This window comes from Sphingobacterium psychroaquaticum, assembly GCF_900177625.1.
Taxonomy (GTDB): Bacteria; Bacteroidota; Bacteroidia; order Sphingobacteriales; family Sphingobacteriaceae; genus Sphingobacterium; species Sphingobacterium psychroaquaticum.
The window spans coordinates 263,232-281,868 of the sequence record NZ_FXAU01000001.1; the positions used below are offsets into that span (position 1 = coordinate 263,232).

At 42.1% G+C, this 18,637-nt stretch carries 10 protein-coding genes; 4 read left to right on the plus strand and 6 right to left on the minus strand.

All coding sequences use genetic code 11. From position 1 onward, the window contains the following. Window positions 1-1,256 precede the first annotated feature (1,256 nt). A complete protein-coding gene (locus B9Y69_RS01170) occupies window positions 1,257-3,872 on the minus strand; it encodes a valine--tRNA ligase (protein ID WP_085471190.1) in 2,616 nt (871 codons plus the stop codon). A gap of 171 nt (window positions 3,873-4,043) precedes the next feature. Here B9Y69_RS01170 and B9Y69_RS01175 point away from each other — a divergent pair, with 171 nt between their 5' ends. Together B9Y69_RS01175 and B9Y69_RS01180 are read left to right on the plus strand one after the other, a co-directional pair. After that, a complete protein-coding gene (locus B9Y69_RS01175) occupies window positions 4,044-5,918 on the plus strand; it encodes an LTA synthase family protein (RefSeq protein WP_085471191.1) in 1,875 nt (624 codons plus the stop codon). Between the two features lie 2 nt (window positions 5,919-5,920). Next, a complete protein-coding gene (locus B9Y69_RS01180; protein WP_085471192.1) occupies window positions 5,921-7,852 on the plus strand; it encodes an LTA synthase family protein in 1,932 nt (643 codons plus the stop codon). Between the two features lie 539 nt (window positions 7,853-8,391). On the opposite strand, the gene B9Y69_RS01190 is transcribed toward B9Y69_RS01180, so the two are convergent. Then, on the minus strand, window positions 8,392-9,408 hold the full coding sequence (locus B9Y69_RS01190; RefSeq protein WP_085471194.1) for a hypothetical protein: 1,017 nt from the start codon (window positions 9,406-9,408) through the stop codon (window positions 8,392-8,394). A 205-nt stretch (window positions 9,409-9,613) separates the two neighbouring features. Here B9Y69_RS01190 and B9Y69_RS01195 point away from each other — a divergent pair, with 205 nt between their 5' ends. Further along, window positions 9,614-10,192: an HdeD family acid-resistance protein gene (locus B9Y69_RS01195; RefSeq protein WP_144036473.1), complete on the plus strand. Its 579-nt coding sequence runs from the start codon at window positions 9,614-9,616 to the stop codon at window positions 10,190-10,192. Window positions 10,193-10,261: 69 nt separating this feature from the next. On the opposite strand, the gene odhB is transcribed toward B9Y69_RS01195, so the two are convergent. The 4 genes from odhB to B9Y69_RS01215 all read right to left on the minus strand — a co-directional run bounded on the left by odhB (window position 10,262) and on the right by B9Y69_RS01215 (window position 16,463). After that, on the minus strand, window positions 10,262-11,500 hold the full coding sequence (gene odhB, locus B9Y69_RS01200) for a 2-oxoglutarate dehydrogenase complex dihydrolipoyllysine-residue succinyltransferase (protein ID WP_085471196.1): 1,239 nt from the start codon (window positions 11,498-11,500) through the stop codon (window positions 10,262-10,264). 94 nt (window positions 11,501-11,594) lie between these two features. Next, on the minus strand, window positions 11,595-14,321 hold the full coding sequence (locus B9Y69_RS01205; RefSeq protein WP_085471197.1) for a 2-oxoglutarate dehydrogenase E1 component: 2,727 nt from the start codon (window positions 14,319-14,321) through the stop codon (window positions 11,595-11,597). A gap of 172 nt (window positions 14,322-14,493) precedes the next feature. Continuing rightward, a complete protein-coding gene (locus B9Y69_RS01210) occupies window positions 14,494-15,738 on the minus strand; it encodes a deoxyribodipyrimidine photo-lyase (protein WP_085471198.1) in 1,245 nt (414 codons plus the stop codon). Window positions 15,739-16,112: 374 nt separating this feature from the next. After that, window positions 16,113-16,463: a DUF2200 domain-containing protein gene (locus B9Y69_RS01215; protein ID WP_085471199.1), complete on the minus strand. Its 351-nt coding sequence runs from the start codon at window positions 16,461-16,463 to the stop codon at window positions 16,113-16,115. A 1,011-nt stretch (window positions 16,464-17,474) separates the two neighbouring features. Between B9Y69_RS01215 and B9Y69_RS19150 the strand changes: the two genes are divergently transcribed. Next, window positions 17,475-18,637, plus strand: a 1,163-nt coding sequence (locus B9Y69_RS19150) for a hypothetical protein (protein WP_200811724.1), incomplete at its 3' end; no start/stop codon positions are given.

The following is an 18,637-nucleotide window of genomic DNA, read 5'->3' on the forward strand; positions in this document are numbered from 1 at the left end:
TGCAGTAAGCACCATTACTAAATCATTACCAATAATAATTTCACACTGCCTAATTCGCTCTTAATTAACCGCTTTGGTCCTAATTGATTTTTTTCCTTAAAAAAGAAGCAAAACCGAACGCAGTGAGCTCATCAACTTGTTGATAAAATTCGTCGCTAGGAATATTTGCAGGGAATGAACTGTGCAGAAGGCAAGTATTTATGCCTCCATGCCGGCAGGGCGTCTTCCTTTTGAAGCCAAAAGGAAGCAAAAGCTTGTCGCTAGGAATTTTTGCATGGGATGGGTAGTGCAAAGGCAAGTTTGTACAGACTGCAAATATTCCTCAGGCGACATAAGCCGGTTAAGGAAAGCTAGAAGCAGTAAGGTGAACAGCACAGTTTCTAAACCCCTCGCTGGTGCGAGCCTTTGGCTCGTATCCCAAAATAATACGAGAACATTTCGTTAAACACTTGGGCACGAGCTACAAGCCTACCTGCGGTACGCAAGCTCCGGCCATCATGAAAATCTTCCTTTTGAAGCAATAAGCTTCTATGCCGGCAGGGCATCTTATTACTCATCAAGCCGGAGAGGCTCTTCTTTTTTTCCTTAAAAAAGAAGCAAAACCGAACGCAGTGAGCTCATCAACTTGTTGATAAAATTCGTCGCTAGGAATATTTGCAGGGAATGGGCTGTGCAGAAGGCAAGTTTGTACAGATTGCAAATATTCCTCAGGCGACATAAGCCGGATAAGGATAGGCAGAAGTAGTAAGGTAATGGTTTTTTAAAACAATGAACACCAGGCTAAACTTGTATCAACATGAAATCGAAGTTTTTCAAGACGGCCTAGCGTTCCGACTGCGTCGGCGAATGCTGGACAAAGCATCAAAAATCATCCTTGTGTAAACGAAGTGAGTTCTGGATGATTTAGCTTTGAACGGCAAGAGGCAGCATAAGGAATGCAGTCTTGATTTTTTGCTTACTTTTTTATCAAGAAAAAAGTAAAAAACTACTTCGGGTCGTATCCTAAAATAACAAGTATAAATCTTTCTCTCGGGTCAACACCAGACTAAACTTGTACCAACATGAAATCGAAGCTTTTAAAACTGCCTAGCGTTCCGACTGGGTAAGGGAATGCCGGACAAAGCGTTAAAAATTATCCTTGTCTGAACCAAGTGAGTTCTGGATGATTTAGCTTTGTCCGGCATGAAGTAGCATAAGGAATGCAGCCTTGATTTTTTGCTTACTTTTTTATCAAGAAAAAAGTAAAAGAAAGCCCCTTAACTCAAACTAGCTAAGCTTTCTTCCAAGATCTTAATCTTGTCTTCGGCATCCGCTTTTTTGTTTTGCTCATTTTCTACCACTTCTGGCTTCGCATTCTGTACAAAACGTTCGTTTGATAATTTCTTGTCGACAGAAACCAAGAAGCCTTTTAGGTACTCAATCTCTTTCGTGATACGCTCACGCTCGGCATCCACATCGATATTGTTTTCAAGCAACACAAAACATTCGTTTTTACCAGCAAGGAAAGACACCGCACCTTGAACTTTGTCTTGTACGAAGGTTAAGTCTGAGATATTCGCCAGCTTAACAATACTCTCCTGGTAGGTTGAAAAGTCGATGTTCGTCGCATTGATCGCCAACGGCAATTCTATTTTAGGGGAAATACCTTTGCTGTTACGGATACTGCGGACTTCAGAAATAATCTGCTGTACAATTTCAAAGTCTTTGACGATCTGTGTATCGAAGCTTTGTGCAGTAGGGTAGGATGCTACGATAATACAATCCTTCGCATCACGTGTACCAAAGATCTCATCGTGCCACAACTCTTCCGTTAGGAAAGGCATAAATGGATGTGCCAGCTTTAATACCTGCTGGAACAAGCGTTTTACCGTTTCTAAGGTTTCGCGTTCGATAGGTGCTTGATAAGCCGGTTTCACCAACTCCAAGTACCACGCACAGAAATCGTCCCAGATCAGTTTGTAGGTCGCCATCAAGGCATCCGACAAACGGTAGTTGGCAAAGTGCTCATCAATTTCAGCGATCGCTTGGTTAAAGCGGCTTTCAAACCATGTTGCTGCGGTTTTTTGCGCATCCGTAGCCGGTGAATCGATCGTTTCCCATCCTTTTACCAGGCGGAAAGCATTCCATATCTTATTCGCGAAGTTACGCCCTTGCTCACAGTAGGAAACATCAAACATCAAGTCATTTCCTGCCGGCGAAGAAAGTAACATGCCGACACGAACACCGTCTGTTCCGTACTGCCCCATAAGCTCGATTGGATCCGGTGAGTTGCCTAAAGATTTAGACATCTTACGGCCCAATTTATCACGAACGATACCGGTAAGGTATACATTCTTGAACGGTGGCTTTTGTGTATAGTCATGCCCCATGATAATCATACGAGCCACCCAGAAGAATAAAATTTCAGGTGCCGTTACCAGATCATTCGTTGGGTAATAATATTGGAAGTCTGCATTATCAGGGTTGCGTACGCCATCGAAAACCGACATCGGCCACAGGCCTGAGGAGAACCATGTATCCAGTACATCGTCTTCCTGACGCAGGCCTTCACTTGTTTTACCTTGCTCTGCAAAAACCGCGATAGCATCTGCTTCTGTTTTGGCAATTACCCACTCGTTTTTTTCGTTGTACCAAGCCGGAATACGCTGTCCCCACCATAGCTGACGTGAAATACACCAGTCTTTAACATTCTCCATCCAGTGCTTATACGAGGCAAAGAATTTCTCGGGAATAAGCTTAATCGTACCGTTCTCCACATACTCCAATGCTGGTTTTGCCAGCTCATCCATCTTCAACCACCACTGCATCGATAATTTCGGTTCGATGGCGGCATCGGTACGCTCGGAGAAGCCTACTTGCGATTTGTAATCCTCTATTTTTTCGATCTGACCAACTTCTTCCAACATTTTAGCTACCTTTTTACGGGCAATAAAACGGTCTTCGCCGACTAAGATCTGTGCGTTTTCATTTAACGTACCGTCGTCGTTCAACAAGTCGATAACCTCCAGGTTATGTTTCTGACCGAGCTCGTAGTCATTTAAATCGTGCGCAGGTGTCACTTTTAAACAACCTGTACCGAATTCCATCTCTACATATTCGTCCTCGATTACCGGAATCTCGCGGTTAATCAAAGGCACAAGAACCTTCTTACCTTTTAGGTGAGTATAACGCTCATCGTTCGGGTTGATACAGATAGCGGTATCCGCCATAATGGTTTCCGGACGTGTGGTGGCAATAACGATATGCTCATCACTATCTTTGATTTTATAACGTACGTAGTACAATTTCTGGTTCACCTCGCGACGAATTACTTCCTCATCAGACAGGGCCGTCTTTCCTTGCGGATCCCAGTTGACCATACGTACTCCACGGTAGATATATCCAGCATTGTAGAAACGGATAAAGGTATCCAAAACCGATTCCGATAAATCGGGATCCATCGTGAATTTAGTCCGTTCCCAGTCGCAAGAAGCACCGAGCTTTTCCAACTGTTTGAGGATGATACCACCATATTTCTCTTTCCATTCCCAGGCATGTTTCAAGAAATCCTCCCGAGAGAGCGATTTTTTATCAATTCCCTGTTCTTTAAGCATAGCGACGACTTTTGCTTCCGTAGCTATGGATGCGTGATCGGTACCCGGTACCCAGCATGCATTCTTTCCTAACATTCGCGCACGACGAATCAAGACATCTTGAATCGTGTTGTTCAGCATGTGTCCCATATGCAGGACACCGGTGACGTTCGGCGGAGGCATAACGATAGTGTAAGGCTCGCGTTCATCAGGTGTCGAACGGAAAAAGCCGTTCTCCATCCAGTACGCATACCATTTCTCTTCTGCTTCTTTCGGATTGTAAGTTTTTGCTATACTCATTGTTAAAAATAATGGGAAATCAAGCTGCAAAAATACGCAATTGTATAGATTTTAAGGCATTTTGCTGACAATAAAATCGACTATTGTTACAATCGCAGCTGTAGTTCTTCTTTAATATTGTGTACTTTTGCCAATTATTTTAATGTTGTAAAAAGTATTTTAGTATAACCTATGAAAGCAAGGCCCGTATGGCGCTCTAATATATTCTTCTTTATTGCCCTTTTCTCGTATTGGCTACTCTTGTCGCTGATCGATAGGGCGGTGTTTTTCTCCAGTATTTTCCATAAGATCGATGAAGGAAGTGATGTGTTCTATGCCTTTTTATATGGCTTGAAGATGGACTTTTCGTTAGCCGCATACCTTATGGTCATACCCGTACTGTTTTTCTTGCTCCAGTTTGCGCTGTTGCGGTTTCCAATTTCGCGCTGGTGGTTGCGGTTATACTGTTTCTTTCCAACGGTGTTATTCGCCGCTATAACAGTGAGCAATCTTCCGCTCTATGAAGCTTGGGGCGAAAAGATAAGCCGGAGAGCAATTACCTTAGGCATGGATACGGTAGGCGGGGTTTCCAACTCCATAGACATCGGCATGTTGGCACAAGCGGCCTTTGTATTGGTGATCTATTTCACCTGTGCTCATTTCTTCTACCACCTGGTTGTTGTCAAGCGAGCTGTATTTCGTAAAGAGTCATATACTGCCGTTATTATTAGTTTCTTTATTGCAGCTTTCGTGGTATTCTCGTTTATGCGAGGTGGATATGGTCGCGCGACACTAAATGCCAGTTCGGTTTATTTCTCCGATAATAACGCGTCTAATCACGTTGCCGTGAATACGTACTGGGCTTTTCTGAAGGATATGACCAAGAGCTCTAAGAAGAATCCGTATCAGTTTATGGAGGATAAGGATGCGCAGGCATTGATCGCAAAAGATGTTTTGGCTACCCCATCGGATAGTATAACAGCCGTATTGCATACCGACCGACCGAATGTCGTGTTGGTTATTTTGGAAGGTATGGTGGCACAAGTGTTTGAGGATTTGGGGGGAGAAAAGGAGGTGACACCACATATGAAAAAACTAATGGACGAGGGGATCTCCTTTCGTCGGGCATATGCGGCAGCCGATCGTTCTGATAAAGGGATGATCGCCGTACTTAGCGGTTTTCCAGCGCAGGGACCTGAGAGCATCATAAAATATATCCCTAAGCACGAGAAATTGCCGGGAATAGGGCAGGTGTTCGATGCAAAGGGATATGCGACTTCCTTTTATCATGGAGGACAGAGTGAGTTTTATAATTTCAAATCTTACATGTTTACCCACGGTATTGATCGGGTGGTCGACAATAATGATTTTCCATTAGGGGTGCGCCGCAATTCTTGGGGGGTCTATGATAATGTCATTGCAGATCGCATGTTAAGTGATTTGTCTAAGTCCAAGAAACCCTTCTTCAGCGTGTTCTATACCCTGGTTAACCATGAACCGTTCCACCTTGATACGGAGTATAAGTTTGGCGATAAAACAAAAGCGGATGCTTACCGCAGTACGTCGTTTTACACAGATACCATGCTGTACAATTTTGTAGAAAAGGCGAAGAAGCAGTCGTGGTATGAGAACACGGTGTTTGTCGTTGTCTCGGATCATGGCCACATGTATCCAACGGAGAAATACGGCCTGGATCGCCCTGAACGTTTTCACTTACCATTGTTCTTCTTTGGTGGTGCCATTAAGCCGGAATACCGAGGGCTGAAGGTAGATGACGTGGTTAGCCAACTGGATGTGGCTGCGACATTGGTTGGATTTATTGGGGATCATTCCAATACGTTTAAATATTCGACCAACCTGTTTGACAGGACACGCAAGCACATTGCTTTTTATAATTCGAATAGCACATTTGGGGTTGTTACCAACGACTTGGCTGTTGGCTACGATCTGCAAGGACGTAAGATTGCCTACAGTCAACCGCCTGAACATTCGGCAAAACGAGATAGCATTATGCAAATTGGAAAGGCCTATTATCAAATGGTATTTAAAGATTTTCTCAGTTATTAAACATGAAGCAATTCAAGCTTACCGGATATTTTAATACATTTTTTGAACTTGCCCTACGTTTCTTAGGCCTGTTGATTCTCTATATGCTCTTGCGTATAGGTTTCTTCCTTTTCAATAAGGGGTTGTTTCCCACGGTAGGTGTGGAAGAGCTGCTGCCCATGTTGATAGGGGGCGTTCGTTTTGATATTGTGGCGCTACTTTACCTCAATATCCTGTATGTATTGCTCCTTTCAATTCCGGTTCCTTTTAAGTATAATAGAATTTATCAGCAGGTCGCTAAGTGGGTTTTCGTGGTGACCAATAGCGTTGGGATTGCATTGAACCTAGTCGACTATGCATATTACCCTTTTACGCTGAAACGAACAACGGGAACGGTGTTTGGTCAGTTTTCCAATGAGTCTAATCTGCTTAGTTTGTTTTTTGATTTCTTGATCGACTATTGGTATTTGTTGATCTTGTTTATCCTGTTAATAGGTCTCGTGGCGAAGCTGTATGATATGGTAAAAGCGATTCGACCGACCCATTTTGGATGGAAACACTATGTGGTACAGTTTGCATTACTTTTGGTGGTGGTGTTTTTCTTTATTGGTGGTGTTCGGGGTGGTTGGGCGCATAGTACACGACCGATTACGTTGAGCAATGCCGGTGACTATGTCAAAAATCCGGAAGAGATGAATATCGTGCTGAATACACCATTCAGTATGCTCAAAACATTGAAAGCGGTGCACCTCAAGGAGGTTGATTATTATAGCGATGCCGATCTGCAACGCATTTATCCCGTTATCCATCAACCACAAGATTCGGTTCCTTTCAAGAAAATGAATGTCGTTTTCTTAATTATGGAGAGCTTTGCCAAGGAATACGTGGGAAGTTTAAATAAGGATTTGGACGGAGGGAAATATAAAGGATATACACCGTTCTTGGATTCACTTATTGACCAATCTTACACATTTACCCAGACCTATGCCAACGGCCGTAAGTCTATTGATGCACTGCCTTCAGTAATCACGGGAGTGCCTTCGGTGGGTGAACCTTTTGTGCTATCTATTTATTCCGGAAATAAAACGACCAGTATTGCCAAGCTTTTAGGAAATGAAGGTTATGAAACGGCTTTTTTCCACGGTGCTCCAAATGGAAGTATGGGATTCTCTGCTTATATGCAATTGGCGGGTGTTAAGCATTATTACGGGAAAGATGAATATAACAATGATGCCGACTTTGATGGTATCTGGGGCATATGGGACGAGCCGTTTATGCAGTTTATGGCCAGCAAGTTGAATACGATGCCGCAGCCTTTTTTTGCAGGTTTCTTTTCCTTGTCTTCGCATCATCCGTTTAAAGTGCCAGAAAAGTATACAGGTGTTTTTCCGAAAGGCCCATTACCGGTTCATGAACCTATTGGTTATTCAGATCATGCCTTGCGTGAGTTTTTTGCCACCGCTTCTAAAATGCCTTGGTATGATAATACACTCTTTGTGCTGTGTGCCGATCATTCGACAACAAGTTTCTTTCCGGAGTATAGTACATCTGCAAATGCTTTCGCCATTCCAATTGTCTTTTATGCCCCAGGAAAAAACCTGAAAGGTAAGGACGATAAGTTGGTACAGCAGATGGATATTATGCCTACTGTCTTGAATTATTTAGGCTACGACAAACCCTATTTCTCTTTTGGCTTCGATGCCTTTTCACCGCGAAAAGACAATTTTGTCGTGAATAATATTGGGGATGCCTTTAACTTTTATCAAGGCGATTACTACATGGTGCATGACGGTGTAAAACCGCTCTCTCTGTATAACTTACGTGAGGACAGGTTACAGAAAAAAGACCTGTTAAAGTCCGATAAAGCTATCGCAGATAGCCTGGATGGAAAATTAAAAGCATTCATCCAGCAGTATAATTACCGGATGATCCATAATAAATTGGTGGCGGAGTAGTTTTTTACTTTTTTCTTGATAAAAAAGTAATCAAAAAATCAAGACTACATTCCTTATGCTACCTCTTGCCGTTCAAAGCTAAATCATCCGCAACTCACTTCGTTCAAACAAGGATGATTTTTAACGCTTTGTCCAGCATTCGCCGACGCAGTCGGAACGCTAGGCCGTTTTAAAAGCTTCGATTTCATACTGGTACAAGTTTAGTCTGGTGTTCATCGTTTTAAAAGCTTTTACCTTACTACTTCTGCCTATCTTTAACCGGCTTATGTCGCCTGAGGAATATTTGCAGTCTGTACAAAATTGCCTTCTGCACAGCCCATCCCATGCAAAAATTCCTAGCGACAAGGTTTTGCTTCCTTTTGGCTTCAAAAGGAAGACGCCCTGCCGGCATGGAGGCATAAATACTTGCCTTCTGCACAGCCCATTCCCTGCAAATATTCGTAGCGACGAATTTTTTGCGTCTTTTTTAAGGAAAAAAAGAAGAGCCTCTCCGGCTTGAGGAGTAGTAAGATGCCCTGCCGGCATAGAGGCACAACCACCTACCTCCAGAACGTCTTACCAAATCGATACCGCAAGGTAAAAGCCTGTTGGTTGCTGGTACCATCCGGGGTGAGATGAGCCGATAAGACCAGTTTAGCTTCCAGATTTCCCTTTCTAAAAGGCGTCCAAGCCAAGTCAATGCGATCATACCGTTTGCGGTGATAGAAGGAGTCGCCCAATGGCAGGTTTTGGGCTTCCCCGAGGTATAGGGTATTGGCCAGTGAAAACCGTTTATAGCCAAGGTATATATTCGATAAGAAGCCCGTGGCATATTGCATGCCATACGTGGCGCGTACACGGTCAAACCCAAAGGCAAAGCCCGCATCCACTGTGAGTGAATCCAAGAACGTCTTTCCACTCCAATCGGCTCCCAATCGCAGCAACACCAACCCATTGTCCTGGATATGTTGATCGACAGTATCGTTACTAGTTAGTGCATTATGGTAAAGCAATACATCATTGGCGAAAAAGAATCGTCCTCGTTTGTACATGCCTGAAGTTCCGACCACAAAGCGTTCCCGTTGGTTTTTACTCTGTTCACTCAACCAGTCGATATAGAAACTTTGCTTAAAGCCCCCCTTTTGGTAAGCGAGGTACATCCCTTCAATGTTCGGGCGGTCATACATAAAAGTATCAGCGAGGGCCATCCGAGGTACATCTTTTAATCGCTCATACCGCGGCAGATGGCCGATTGCGAAGTCGAAATTTTTGTTCCGATAATTATAGTAAACAATAGGCTTTACCCAATCTTTATTTTCACGGTGCTTACCAAAGTCTTGATTGTAATGTATACCTCCAACAATACGGTGGTTGCTATCGATGGCAAAAAAGAACTTGGGAGAAACCATGGTTCCCAGGATGGTTTTATCTGTTGTGTAGGGCGCTTTATATTCCCGATTATCGATATAACCAAAAAAGTCGATCTCCATGCCAGCTTGCTGCGCGGTAACAGTGAACCCACTTAGAATAAGAAGTATAGTACTTAGTAGACGGTAAAAAAAAAGGTTTATTCGCATATGCCAAGGTTAACTTTTACGTATAACAAAAATAGCAACCTAATCGAGAAATAAGCCTATTGTAGAGTATTATTTACATTCTGATTATATGTGATATTGGTTACATTCATGAAGTATATTGTTTTTTTTCAAACAATAGCTTTGCAGGAAGGTTTTATTATTGGTAAACAATTGGAATGAACACCTTACAATAAAAAAAACTATTATGACATCGACAATCGACAAGTTTAAAAGCACCTTGAAACATTGGTATGTACCTTTGATTATTGGTATCCTACTCATCCTTTTAGGGATTATTTCTATTATGACTCCTTTAGCAACTTATGTAGCCATTAGTATGTTTATTAGTGTTGCTTTCCTTTTTACTGGAATTTTGCAGATTGTTTTTGCGGTGAGCAATCGGAATGATATTGATGGTTGGGGCTGGCAGTTGGCGGCAGGTATTATTTACACCCTGTTAGGCTTATACATTGTCATCAATCCAGCGATAACGATGGTAACCTTACCGTTTGTGATTGCTTTCTTTACGTTTATTCAAGCTATTTTCGGGATCGCCACCGCGATTGAATTTCAGCAGATAAAACTGAAAGGGTGGGGCTGGATGCTTTTCTGGGCAATCCTGGGGTTGATTTTTTCGTTGATTCTAATTTTTAATCCAGTATTCTCCAGTTTGTATATTGTCTTTATGCTGAGTGCAGCGCTTATTTTCTCTGGCGTTACGAGTATCAGCATGGCACTTCATCTGAAAAAAGTACGCACGAAAGTACGCGACTTTATGTCTTAGAAAAGAAAGTGTATAACATAAAAAAGGAGCTCTTGAGAGCTCCTTTTTTATGTTATACCAAGGTATGGATTATACTTCTAGTAATAATCTTGCTGGATCTTCTAGCAATTGTTTCACACGTACAAGGAAGCTTACCGACTCGCGACCATCGATGATACGGTGGTCATAGGATAAAGCAATGTACATCATCGGGCGGATAACAACTTGACCGTTTTCAGCAATCGGACGTTGCACGATGTTGTGCATACCTAAGATTGCCGATTGAGGAGCGTTGATGATCGGTGTCGACATCATCGAACCAAATACACCACCATTTGTGATTGTGAATGTACCACCAGTCATTTCGTCGATCGTTAATTTATTGTCACGTGCTTTAGTAGCCAATACAATAATTTCTTTTTCGATCTGCTGTAGGCTCATCGACTCTGCGTTACGGATAACCGGAACAACAAGACCTTTAGGCGCTGAAACAGCGATAGAGATATCACAGAAATCAGAGTAAACAAGTTCATTTTCTTCAATGCGAGCATTCACCGCAGGCCATTCTTTCAAAGCTGTTGTAACGGCTTTTGTGAAGAACGACATAAAGCCTAGGCCTACACCATGCTTCTCTTTGAACATATCTTTGTACTTCGCGCGAAGATCCATGATCGGTTGCATGTTAACTTCATTGAAAGTCGTCAACATGGCCGTTTCATTTTTCACGCTCACCAAACGCTTAGCGATTGTTTTACGAAGAGAGGTCATTTTCTCACGACGCTCGTTGCGCGCACCTGGAGCAGCTACCACAGCAGCAGGAGCTGGTGCTGGCGCCGCAGGTTTTGCCGCTGGAGCAGCAGAAACTTGTGCTTTCTCAGCATCTTCTTTCGTGATACGACCATCTTTACCTGTACCTTTAATGGTAGAAGGGTCGATACCTTTCTCTCTCAATATTTTTGCAGCAGCTGGTGATGCCGTACCCGCAGCATATGAGTCTGGGTTTTCAGCATCATCTGAAGTAGCAGCAGGAGCAGCTGTCGTAGCAGCCGCTACAGGAGCGTCCGCTTTCTTGTCTGCACTACCTGCAGCAGCATCACCTTCTTCGATCGTACAAACAACAGCGCCAATCTCCAAGGTATCGCCTTCCTGTGCAATAATTCTTAGGATACCTGCTTTCTCAGCAGGTAGTTCAAATGTAGCTTTATCAGATTCCAATTCGGCGATGTTCTCGTCCATCTCAACGTAGTCGCCATCTTGTTTTAACCATTGTGCTAAGGTAACCTCTGTAATCGATTCACCTACCGCTGGTACTTTAATTTCTAAGCTCATATCTTGTCTTTCTTTATATCATGAACGCTTTGTCGTTCGGATATGTTTTTATAATTCAAATTTGCGTAACTCTTGTCCGTCTTTACGAGGCCTCTTAGAGTGAAAACGCTTTGTTTATGATTTCTGTTTGTTGTGCAACATGCTGTTTCATGTATCCTGTTGCTGGAGATCCACTTTCTGGACGCGCGATAACCTGTAGGTCAAGGCTTGATCCACGGAACTTACGGCAATAGTACGGCCATGCACCCATGTTTTCGTTCTCTTCTTGTACCCATACAAATTCTGCTTTCGCATATTTCTTCTGTAAGGCTTCGATTTGATCGTATGCAACAGGGAATAATTGTTCAACACGTACCAAGGCTACATCTTTACGGTTTTCTGCTTCTTGTTTCTCCAACAGTTCGTAGTAAATTTTACCGGAACAAAGAATCACACGTTTCACAGATTTCGCTGTTACGTTTTCGTCATCGATGATTTCTTGGAAGTTTTTGTTCGTAAAATCTGTTAACGATGATACAGCTTTCGGGTGACGAAGTAAGCTTTTTGGTGTCGCAACGATCAACGGTTTACGGAAATCGCGGTGTAACTGGCGACGTAACAAGTGGAAGTAGTTACCTGGCGTAGTACAGTTCGCGATAATCATATTGTTGTTCGCCGATAGCTCTAAGTAGCGCTCAATGCGGCACGAAGAGTGTTCCGGACCTTGACCTTCCATACCATGTGGTAACAACATCACTAAGCCGTTGGAGCGTTTCCATTTTGTTTCGCCCGAAGAGATATATTGGTCAAAGACAATCTGCGCACCATTGGCAAAGTCACCAAATTGAGCTTCCCATATGGTCAAGGAGTTCGGGTTCACTGAAGCGTAACCATATTCGAACGCTAAAACAGCATACTCCGATAAAAGAGAGTTGTAGATATTGAATTTTTCTCCACCTTTTAGTTTAGCTAGTGGCGTATACGTTTCATCTGAATCTTCTAACGTTGCCACAGCATGGCGGTGTGAGAATGTACCACGCTGTACATCTTGACCCGAAATACGCACGCGGTAATCTTCGTTCAATAATGTTGCGTAAGCCATAAGCTCACCCATTGCCCAGTCGTATTTGTCGCTATCAATCATTTTCAGACGATCTTCAAATACTTTGGTAATCTTACGGAAGAATTTCTTATCCGCAGGAAGGGTATTCATGTTCTTAGCGAGTTCCAAAAATACCTTATCGGATACTTTGGTATCTACCGCTGTGTTGATATCGGTTGATTTTGCTGGGCGCAAGCCTTTCCAGGCACCGGCAAACATCGGACGCTCATCGCTGATCTGCTCTACCGTCTTCGCTTCATCTAAACGTTCCTGAAGAAGGCCACGGAAGCTTTTCTCTTCTGTTTTCGCATAATCGGCATCGATCGATCCCTGTTTAATTAACTTATCTACATAAATAGCTAAGGTATTTGGATGTTTCTCGATCAACTTATACAAAGAAGGCTGCGTGAATTTAGGTTCATCCGCCTCATTATGTCCGTATCTTCTATAGCACAATAGGTCGATAAATACGTCTGTTTTATATTTTTGACGGTATTCAACCGCCATATTGATCGCATATACCAAAGCCTCTACATCATCTCCATTCACATGGAAAACAGGTGATAATGTTACTTTAGCGATATCTGTACAGTATGTTGATGAACGCGCATCTTTATAGTTGGTTGTAAAACCAACTTGGTTGTTAATGACAATATGGATTGTTCCACCAGTTTTGTAGCCATCCAATTTAGACATTTGGATCGTTTCGTATACAATACCTTGTGCGGCAACGGCGGCATCCCCATGAATTAAGATCGGTGCAATCTTCGAAGCATCGCCATCATATTTCATGTCAATTTTCGAGCGTACCATACCCTCAGCTACACCATCTACAGTCTCCAAGTGAGATGGGTTTGGTGCTAAACTCAAGTGAATATTTTTACCATCCTGGCTGGTGATATCCGAAGAGAATCCCAAGTGGTATTTTACGTCACCACCGAAAGGAACTTCCGGATCAGCCTCATACATTTTACCTTCAAATTCAGAGAAGATGGTTTTGTATGGTTTGCCCATTACATTAGAAAGGACATTCAAACGACCCCGGTGTGCCATCCCGATTACAAATTCCTCGATACCCAAAGAAGAACCCTTTTGGATAACAGAGTCTAGTGCCGGAATTAAGGACTCAGCACCCTCTAAAGAGAAACGCTTTTGTCCTAAGAATTTCGTTCCTAAGAAGCTCTCGAAAATAACAGCTTCGTTTAATTTTTTAAGAATACGTTTTTTCGTGTCTATGGTGAAAGAAGGGGCATTGCGCTCCGCTTCCATTTTTCCTTGTAAGAATTTGATTTTCTCTGGGTTCCGGATGTAGCGGAACTCGGCGCCAATAGAACGGCAGTAGGTATCTTCAATGAGTTGACGGATATCTTTCAATTTCGCTGGCCCTAGGCCAACTTCAACACCTGCATTGAATACGGTGTCCATATCCGCTTCCGAAAGGCCGAAAGTATCCAGCTCTTTGCCTGGGAAGTACTTGCGACGCTCGCGTACCGGGTTTGTTTCGGTAAACAAGTGACCACGATCACGGTAGCCGTTGATCATGTTCAACACATTAATCTCTTTGATAACTTGTTCAGGCGATTCTACAGCGACACCTCCGCCGCTTGCCTGACCAAAATCGAAACCTTCAAAAAACTTCTGCCAACTTACATCTACTGAGCTCGGGTCTTCCTTATAAGCTTGATAAAGCGAGTCTACATAACCCGAATCAGCGTTGCTCAAATATGTTAATCTGTCCATAGAGGAAATCTTACGTATAAAAATTTGCTCAAAGTTAGCAATTATTAAAGATTTTACCACCCTCTGGACGAACAAAAAGGCACTAAGAAGTGATATTTTTTGCCTTTTTTACTTTATGTGACAAAAGTTTGAATAATGTATTATTTAAGTGTGCCAAATATTTTAGAGCGGCTTATTTCTCAAGTACTTTGGCGCGGTAGTTTTTTTTAATCAATTCATTCCAACCCAGCTGTAAGTTGTCCTTTGAGCTGGTGCCAAAAGCAGCATAATGCAACCAATAACCATAGTTGGTTGCAGGAGCATAATCGATGAAGGCTTCTTCAAAGAAGGAGGCGCCGGCGAGGTGGTTGATATGAAGCTCCTGGAGGAAGTAAGCCGCCAATATTTCGCGGTATTCGTAAGGAAGATTGCCGCTTTTTTTGAGCGTTTCCAATAATTCGCTTATCACCTCGTCCTTCGGGTTGGAAGTAAGAAGCTCCTTTAATGCCACGCTAGATTTTTCGATGGTTTCACCTTCGGCATAGTCTTTAAAAAAAACATTGGGATGTTTCTTTAGCATAAAGCGGAAATAGTCCCGCCACAGAAGACGAAGGATGAGTTTGTCGTATCGTTTTTTCTTATGTAATTCTTGTGCTTTCTTTATCTCGTGGTAATAATAAGCAGGGGAGATTGCTCCGTGCGCAATGTAAGGCGATATCAGGTTGTAATCATCGATGTCATCGTACGTCTCAGTCAGCGTGCGTGCCAAGTGCGCTCGTCCATGGTGCTCACCACCAGGCAACACCTGTGTCCATTCGTTGTTATCCTGTGTAGTGGTAGTCTCCTCAAATCCTAAGTCAGCCAAAGTAGGAACAGCGGTTTCCTCGAGGTGGGGGTGCGTCATAATATGTTCAACGGATGGAATCACCGGGCGAACGAAGCTTTCTTTTTCGACTTTTTTCTTAAACTGATTAAAGTTGTCAGGAATATCTTTAATGGGAAAGGGAAGATCCTCTTTATGGTATAAGGTGTGTCCGATAAAATGTTTCAGATTGATCTGTGCTTTCCACAATGCGGCCTCTACTTGTTCAGACACTTCCGTCTCGCGGTTAGAAACCTCCCGGTGGTGGTAAACTTCGGTGATATCATATTTGGCGCATAGCGTCTCAATCAATATTTCCGGTTTACCCTGGAAAACCAACAGATCGGCACCGAGTTCTTGCAGGGATTGCTTCAGATGGGATACCGATTCAATCAGGAATTTAGCACGAAGGATGCCGGTATTTAGAAAGTCAAATTTGTTTTTTCCAAAATAACGGGGATCAAAGAAGTAAACAGGAATAACAATGTCGCCTTTATCTACCGCTTCAAATAATATCTCATTATCGTGAATGCGTAGATCATTCCTAAACCATACTAAAATCACTTTTTTCGTCATAAAAATATGCTTCCCTCAGATGTCAATAATTATACTGTTCGTTCGGACTATTCTTTTTTTGTGTAGTCACAAGGTAGCCACAAAATATAGCTACGCTGAACCCTTCAGGGTTTGTGGCTCTACAAGGTTGCTGCCTAGTTGTTGCGAGCCTGCTTACCATAGGTAGCTTTCTGCTTTATAGTCCTTGCTGGCGCGAGCTTGTAGCTCGTGTCCCAACATACTATTCTTCATATTCAAACAAACCTCCAAATAGAACACAAGAATAAACGTAGCTACAAATAAAGCCAATGGCAAATATAGCCAAAAAGGCTGCTTATTTGGATTGATTATAAAGAAAAGCGGTCTTTTGACACGAGAAAGACAATAGGTACGTGTTACGTACGCAGGATTTTCTCCATTGCTTTTCCCTTAGCTAGTTCGTCGATAAGCTTATCGAGGTAACGAACTTTTTGTACAAGATCATCTTCGATATCTTCGACACGGTACCCGCAGATAACCCCCGTAATTTTGTTGGTGTTCGGATGGATTTGCGGAGCCTCCTTAAAAAAGGTTTCAAAAGTTGCCTTCTGATCGATCTGGTGCTGAAGTCCGACCTGGTCATAACCGGTTAACCAACAAATGATGGTATCGACCTCTGTTTTAGAACGTCCTTTCTTTTCCGCTTTCTGGATGTATAAAGGATAGACGCTTGAAAAAAGCATATGATATATTCGTGCTGTATTCATCTGGGGTGTTTTTATGTCCGTTTATGGTTGTAAAGATAGGTAATCTTCTTGTCCGTAGTTATTTGTTCGTCGATTGTAGAATCATAAACTCCGAAGAGATCTGTCTACCTAAATCTTGCGTCTAGATAATCGTTTTTGATTTCTTTTAATAATGGTCAGTATTGTTTGTATTAAAGCATTTCTATCAAAAGCAGTGTTTTGTAAGTGGTTTTGATATGCCGATAACAGGTGGACGGTTCAAACTACACACTATAATCTACACACTACGAACTACACACCACCAACTACGAACTACACACCACCAACTACGAACTAAACAATGTCTTATTGTAAGTGGATTCGGGCTTATTGTGGCTGATAATTTATGTCGTTCTATCGATTTTTGTGTTGGTAAATTTTAACAAGGGAATAAATAAGGCTACTTCATCGTTCATGGAATAGCCTTTTCCTATTTATATGCCTCTGTATTAACTAGATGGTTGTGTTTTCTACCTGTCTGTATCAGTTTTGCATTTTGTTGCTTGCTTTTTTGTTATCACTTTCCATTTTTTAACTTATTATTTCTGTAGGCGAAAATAGTGACTTTGTCTGCTATATAATGTGATATATATCACTAAACGGTATATTATTTTAAAATTGTGTAACAAATAGAAATAATATTCTTTTTTGTGGTTTAATAAAGATATATTGTGCCGATTCTTGAATTAATCTGTACCTGGTTAATTTTTTGTGGGACTAGAGTTTGTTTATTTATTGAATAAAGATATATTCTTTAGTTTTTATGATTTCTTAAATGTTAAAATATGTAAAAAAAATATCTTAAAAGTAAAACCTTTGTGGTAAACTGCTGTTTAATCCTTAGTTACATCGAAATCTCTGAAAAGAGTGGGTGTAACCTGCTAACAAATGAATGTGAAATTACGCTTGTTTACAGATTTACGAATTTTTTAAGTGTCAGTCGAGATATTTTGTCCTCGACGGCACATATATGAACACATAACTTAATCGATTATGTTAAAACAATTAGCCTTAAGTTGCTTGTTTGTGCTACTTATGTGTACCTTTTCTTATGCACAGATTAAAGTAGATGACGGCACCGTCTCTGGTAGTACGGTTACGCCAAACCCGAACGCAGTATTGGATCTGAGTAGTATCCAACGAGGGGTCTTATTCCCTCGACTATCATTAGAAAGTACGACCAGTCCAGCACCGCTCACCAAACATGAAGCGGGTATGATGGTGTACAACCTCTCGAAGAAAAACGATGTGGTTCCCGGTATTTATTATAATGACGGAACCAAGTGGGTCATGACCGGTGGGGGTAAAGGATCGGGTATTACCTATGATCCAACGACCAACGTGATCACTTTTTTGGATGAGAACGGGAATCCAGTTACAATCGATTTACAAGAGATTATCAAGAAAAGTCAAACCATTACTACCCTTACAAAAGAAGTGAATGGAACATATACTTATGTTTCGGAGGATAATACGATTACCGTTATTGATGTACCGGGTGATGTGATTAATAATTTCGAAGAGATTATTAAAAACCAAACGGTGCTCAATGAATTAACGCAGATTATCAATGAAGTAGGGGGGAATATCACATACGATGGGAGTAGCTTTACATGGATCGATGAGAATGGGGATGTACAAAACTTGAATCTGGAACAAATTATCAAAGGGTTTGAGACGATAACAACCTTGGATGAAAACGGTAATGCGAAGTACACTTATACCAGTGAAAGTGGGAAGGTTACGGTCATCGATGTGCCGGCTGATGTGATTAATAATTTTGAAGAGATTTTTAATAACCCGACAATTCTCAATGAATTGACGGAGATCATTAATAAGTTGGGGGGGAATGTTTCATTTGATGGAACAGATTTCACCTGGATGGATGAAAATGGGAACCAACATACGGTTGATTTAGAACAACTGGTTAAGGATAATCAGGTTGTTACCACCTTGGTGAACAATGGCGACGGTACGTACACGTATACGAGCGAGGATGGCACGCAGACGACGATCGATGTTCCAGCTGATGTGGTGAACAACTTTGAAGAGATCATCAAGAACGGCGACGTTCAGAATATCCTGAACGAATATATCACGAACGTGGAAGGCAATGTCAGCTTCGACGGATCGAACTTTACATATGTTGACGGTAG

Excerpts from the sequence above, each read along its gene's own strand:
- B9Y69_RS01170 (WP_085471190.1), bottom strand. The coding sequence starts at position 3,872 with ATGAGTATAGCAAAAACTTACAATCCGAAAGAAGCAGAAGAGAAATGG.
- B9Y69_RS01175 (WP_085471191.1), top strand. The coding sequence starts at position 4,044 with ATGAAAGCAAGGCCCGTATGGCGCTCTAATATATTCTTCTTTATTGCC.
- B9Y69_RS01180 (WP_085471192.1), top strand. The coding sequence starts at position 5,921 with ATGAAGCAATTCAAGCTTACCGGATATTTTAATACATTTTTTGAACTT.
- B9Y69_RS01190 (WP_085471194.1), bottom strand. The coding sequence starts at position 9,408 with ATGCGAATAAACCTTTTTTTTTACCGTCTACTAAGTACTATACTTCTT.
- B9Y69_RS01195 (WP_144036473.1), top strand. The coding sequence starts at position 9,614 with ATGACATCGACAATCGACAAGTTTAAAAGCACCTTGAAACATTGGTAT.
- odhB (WP_085471196.1), bottom strand. The coding sequence starts at position 11,500 with ATGAGCTTAGAAATTAAAGTACCAGCGGTAGGTGAATCGATTACAGAG.
- B9Y69_RS01205 (WP_085471197.1), bottom strand. The coding sequence starts at position 14,321 with ATGGACAGATTAACATATTTGAGCAACGCTGATTCGGGTTATGTAGAC.
- B9Y69_RS01210 (WP_085471198.1), bottom strand. The coding sequence starts at position 15,738 with ATGACGAAAAAAGTGATTTTAGTATGGTTTAGGAATGATCTACGCATT.
- B9Y69_RS01215 (WP_085471199.1), bottom strand. The coding sequence starts at position 16,463 with ATGAATACAGCACGAATATATCATATGCTTTTTTCAAGCGTCTATCCT.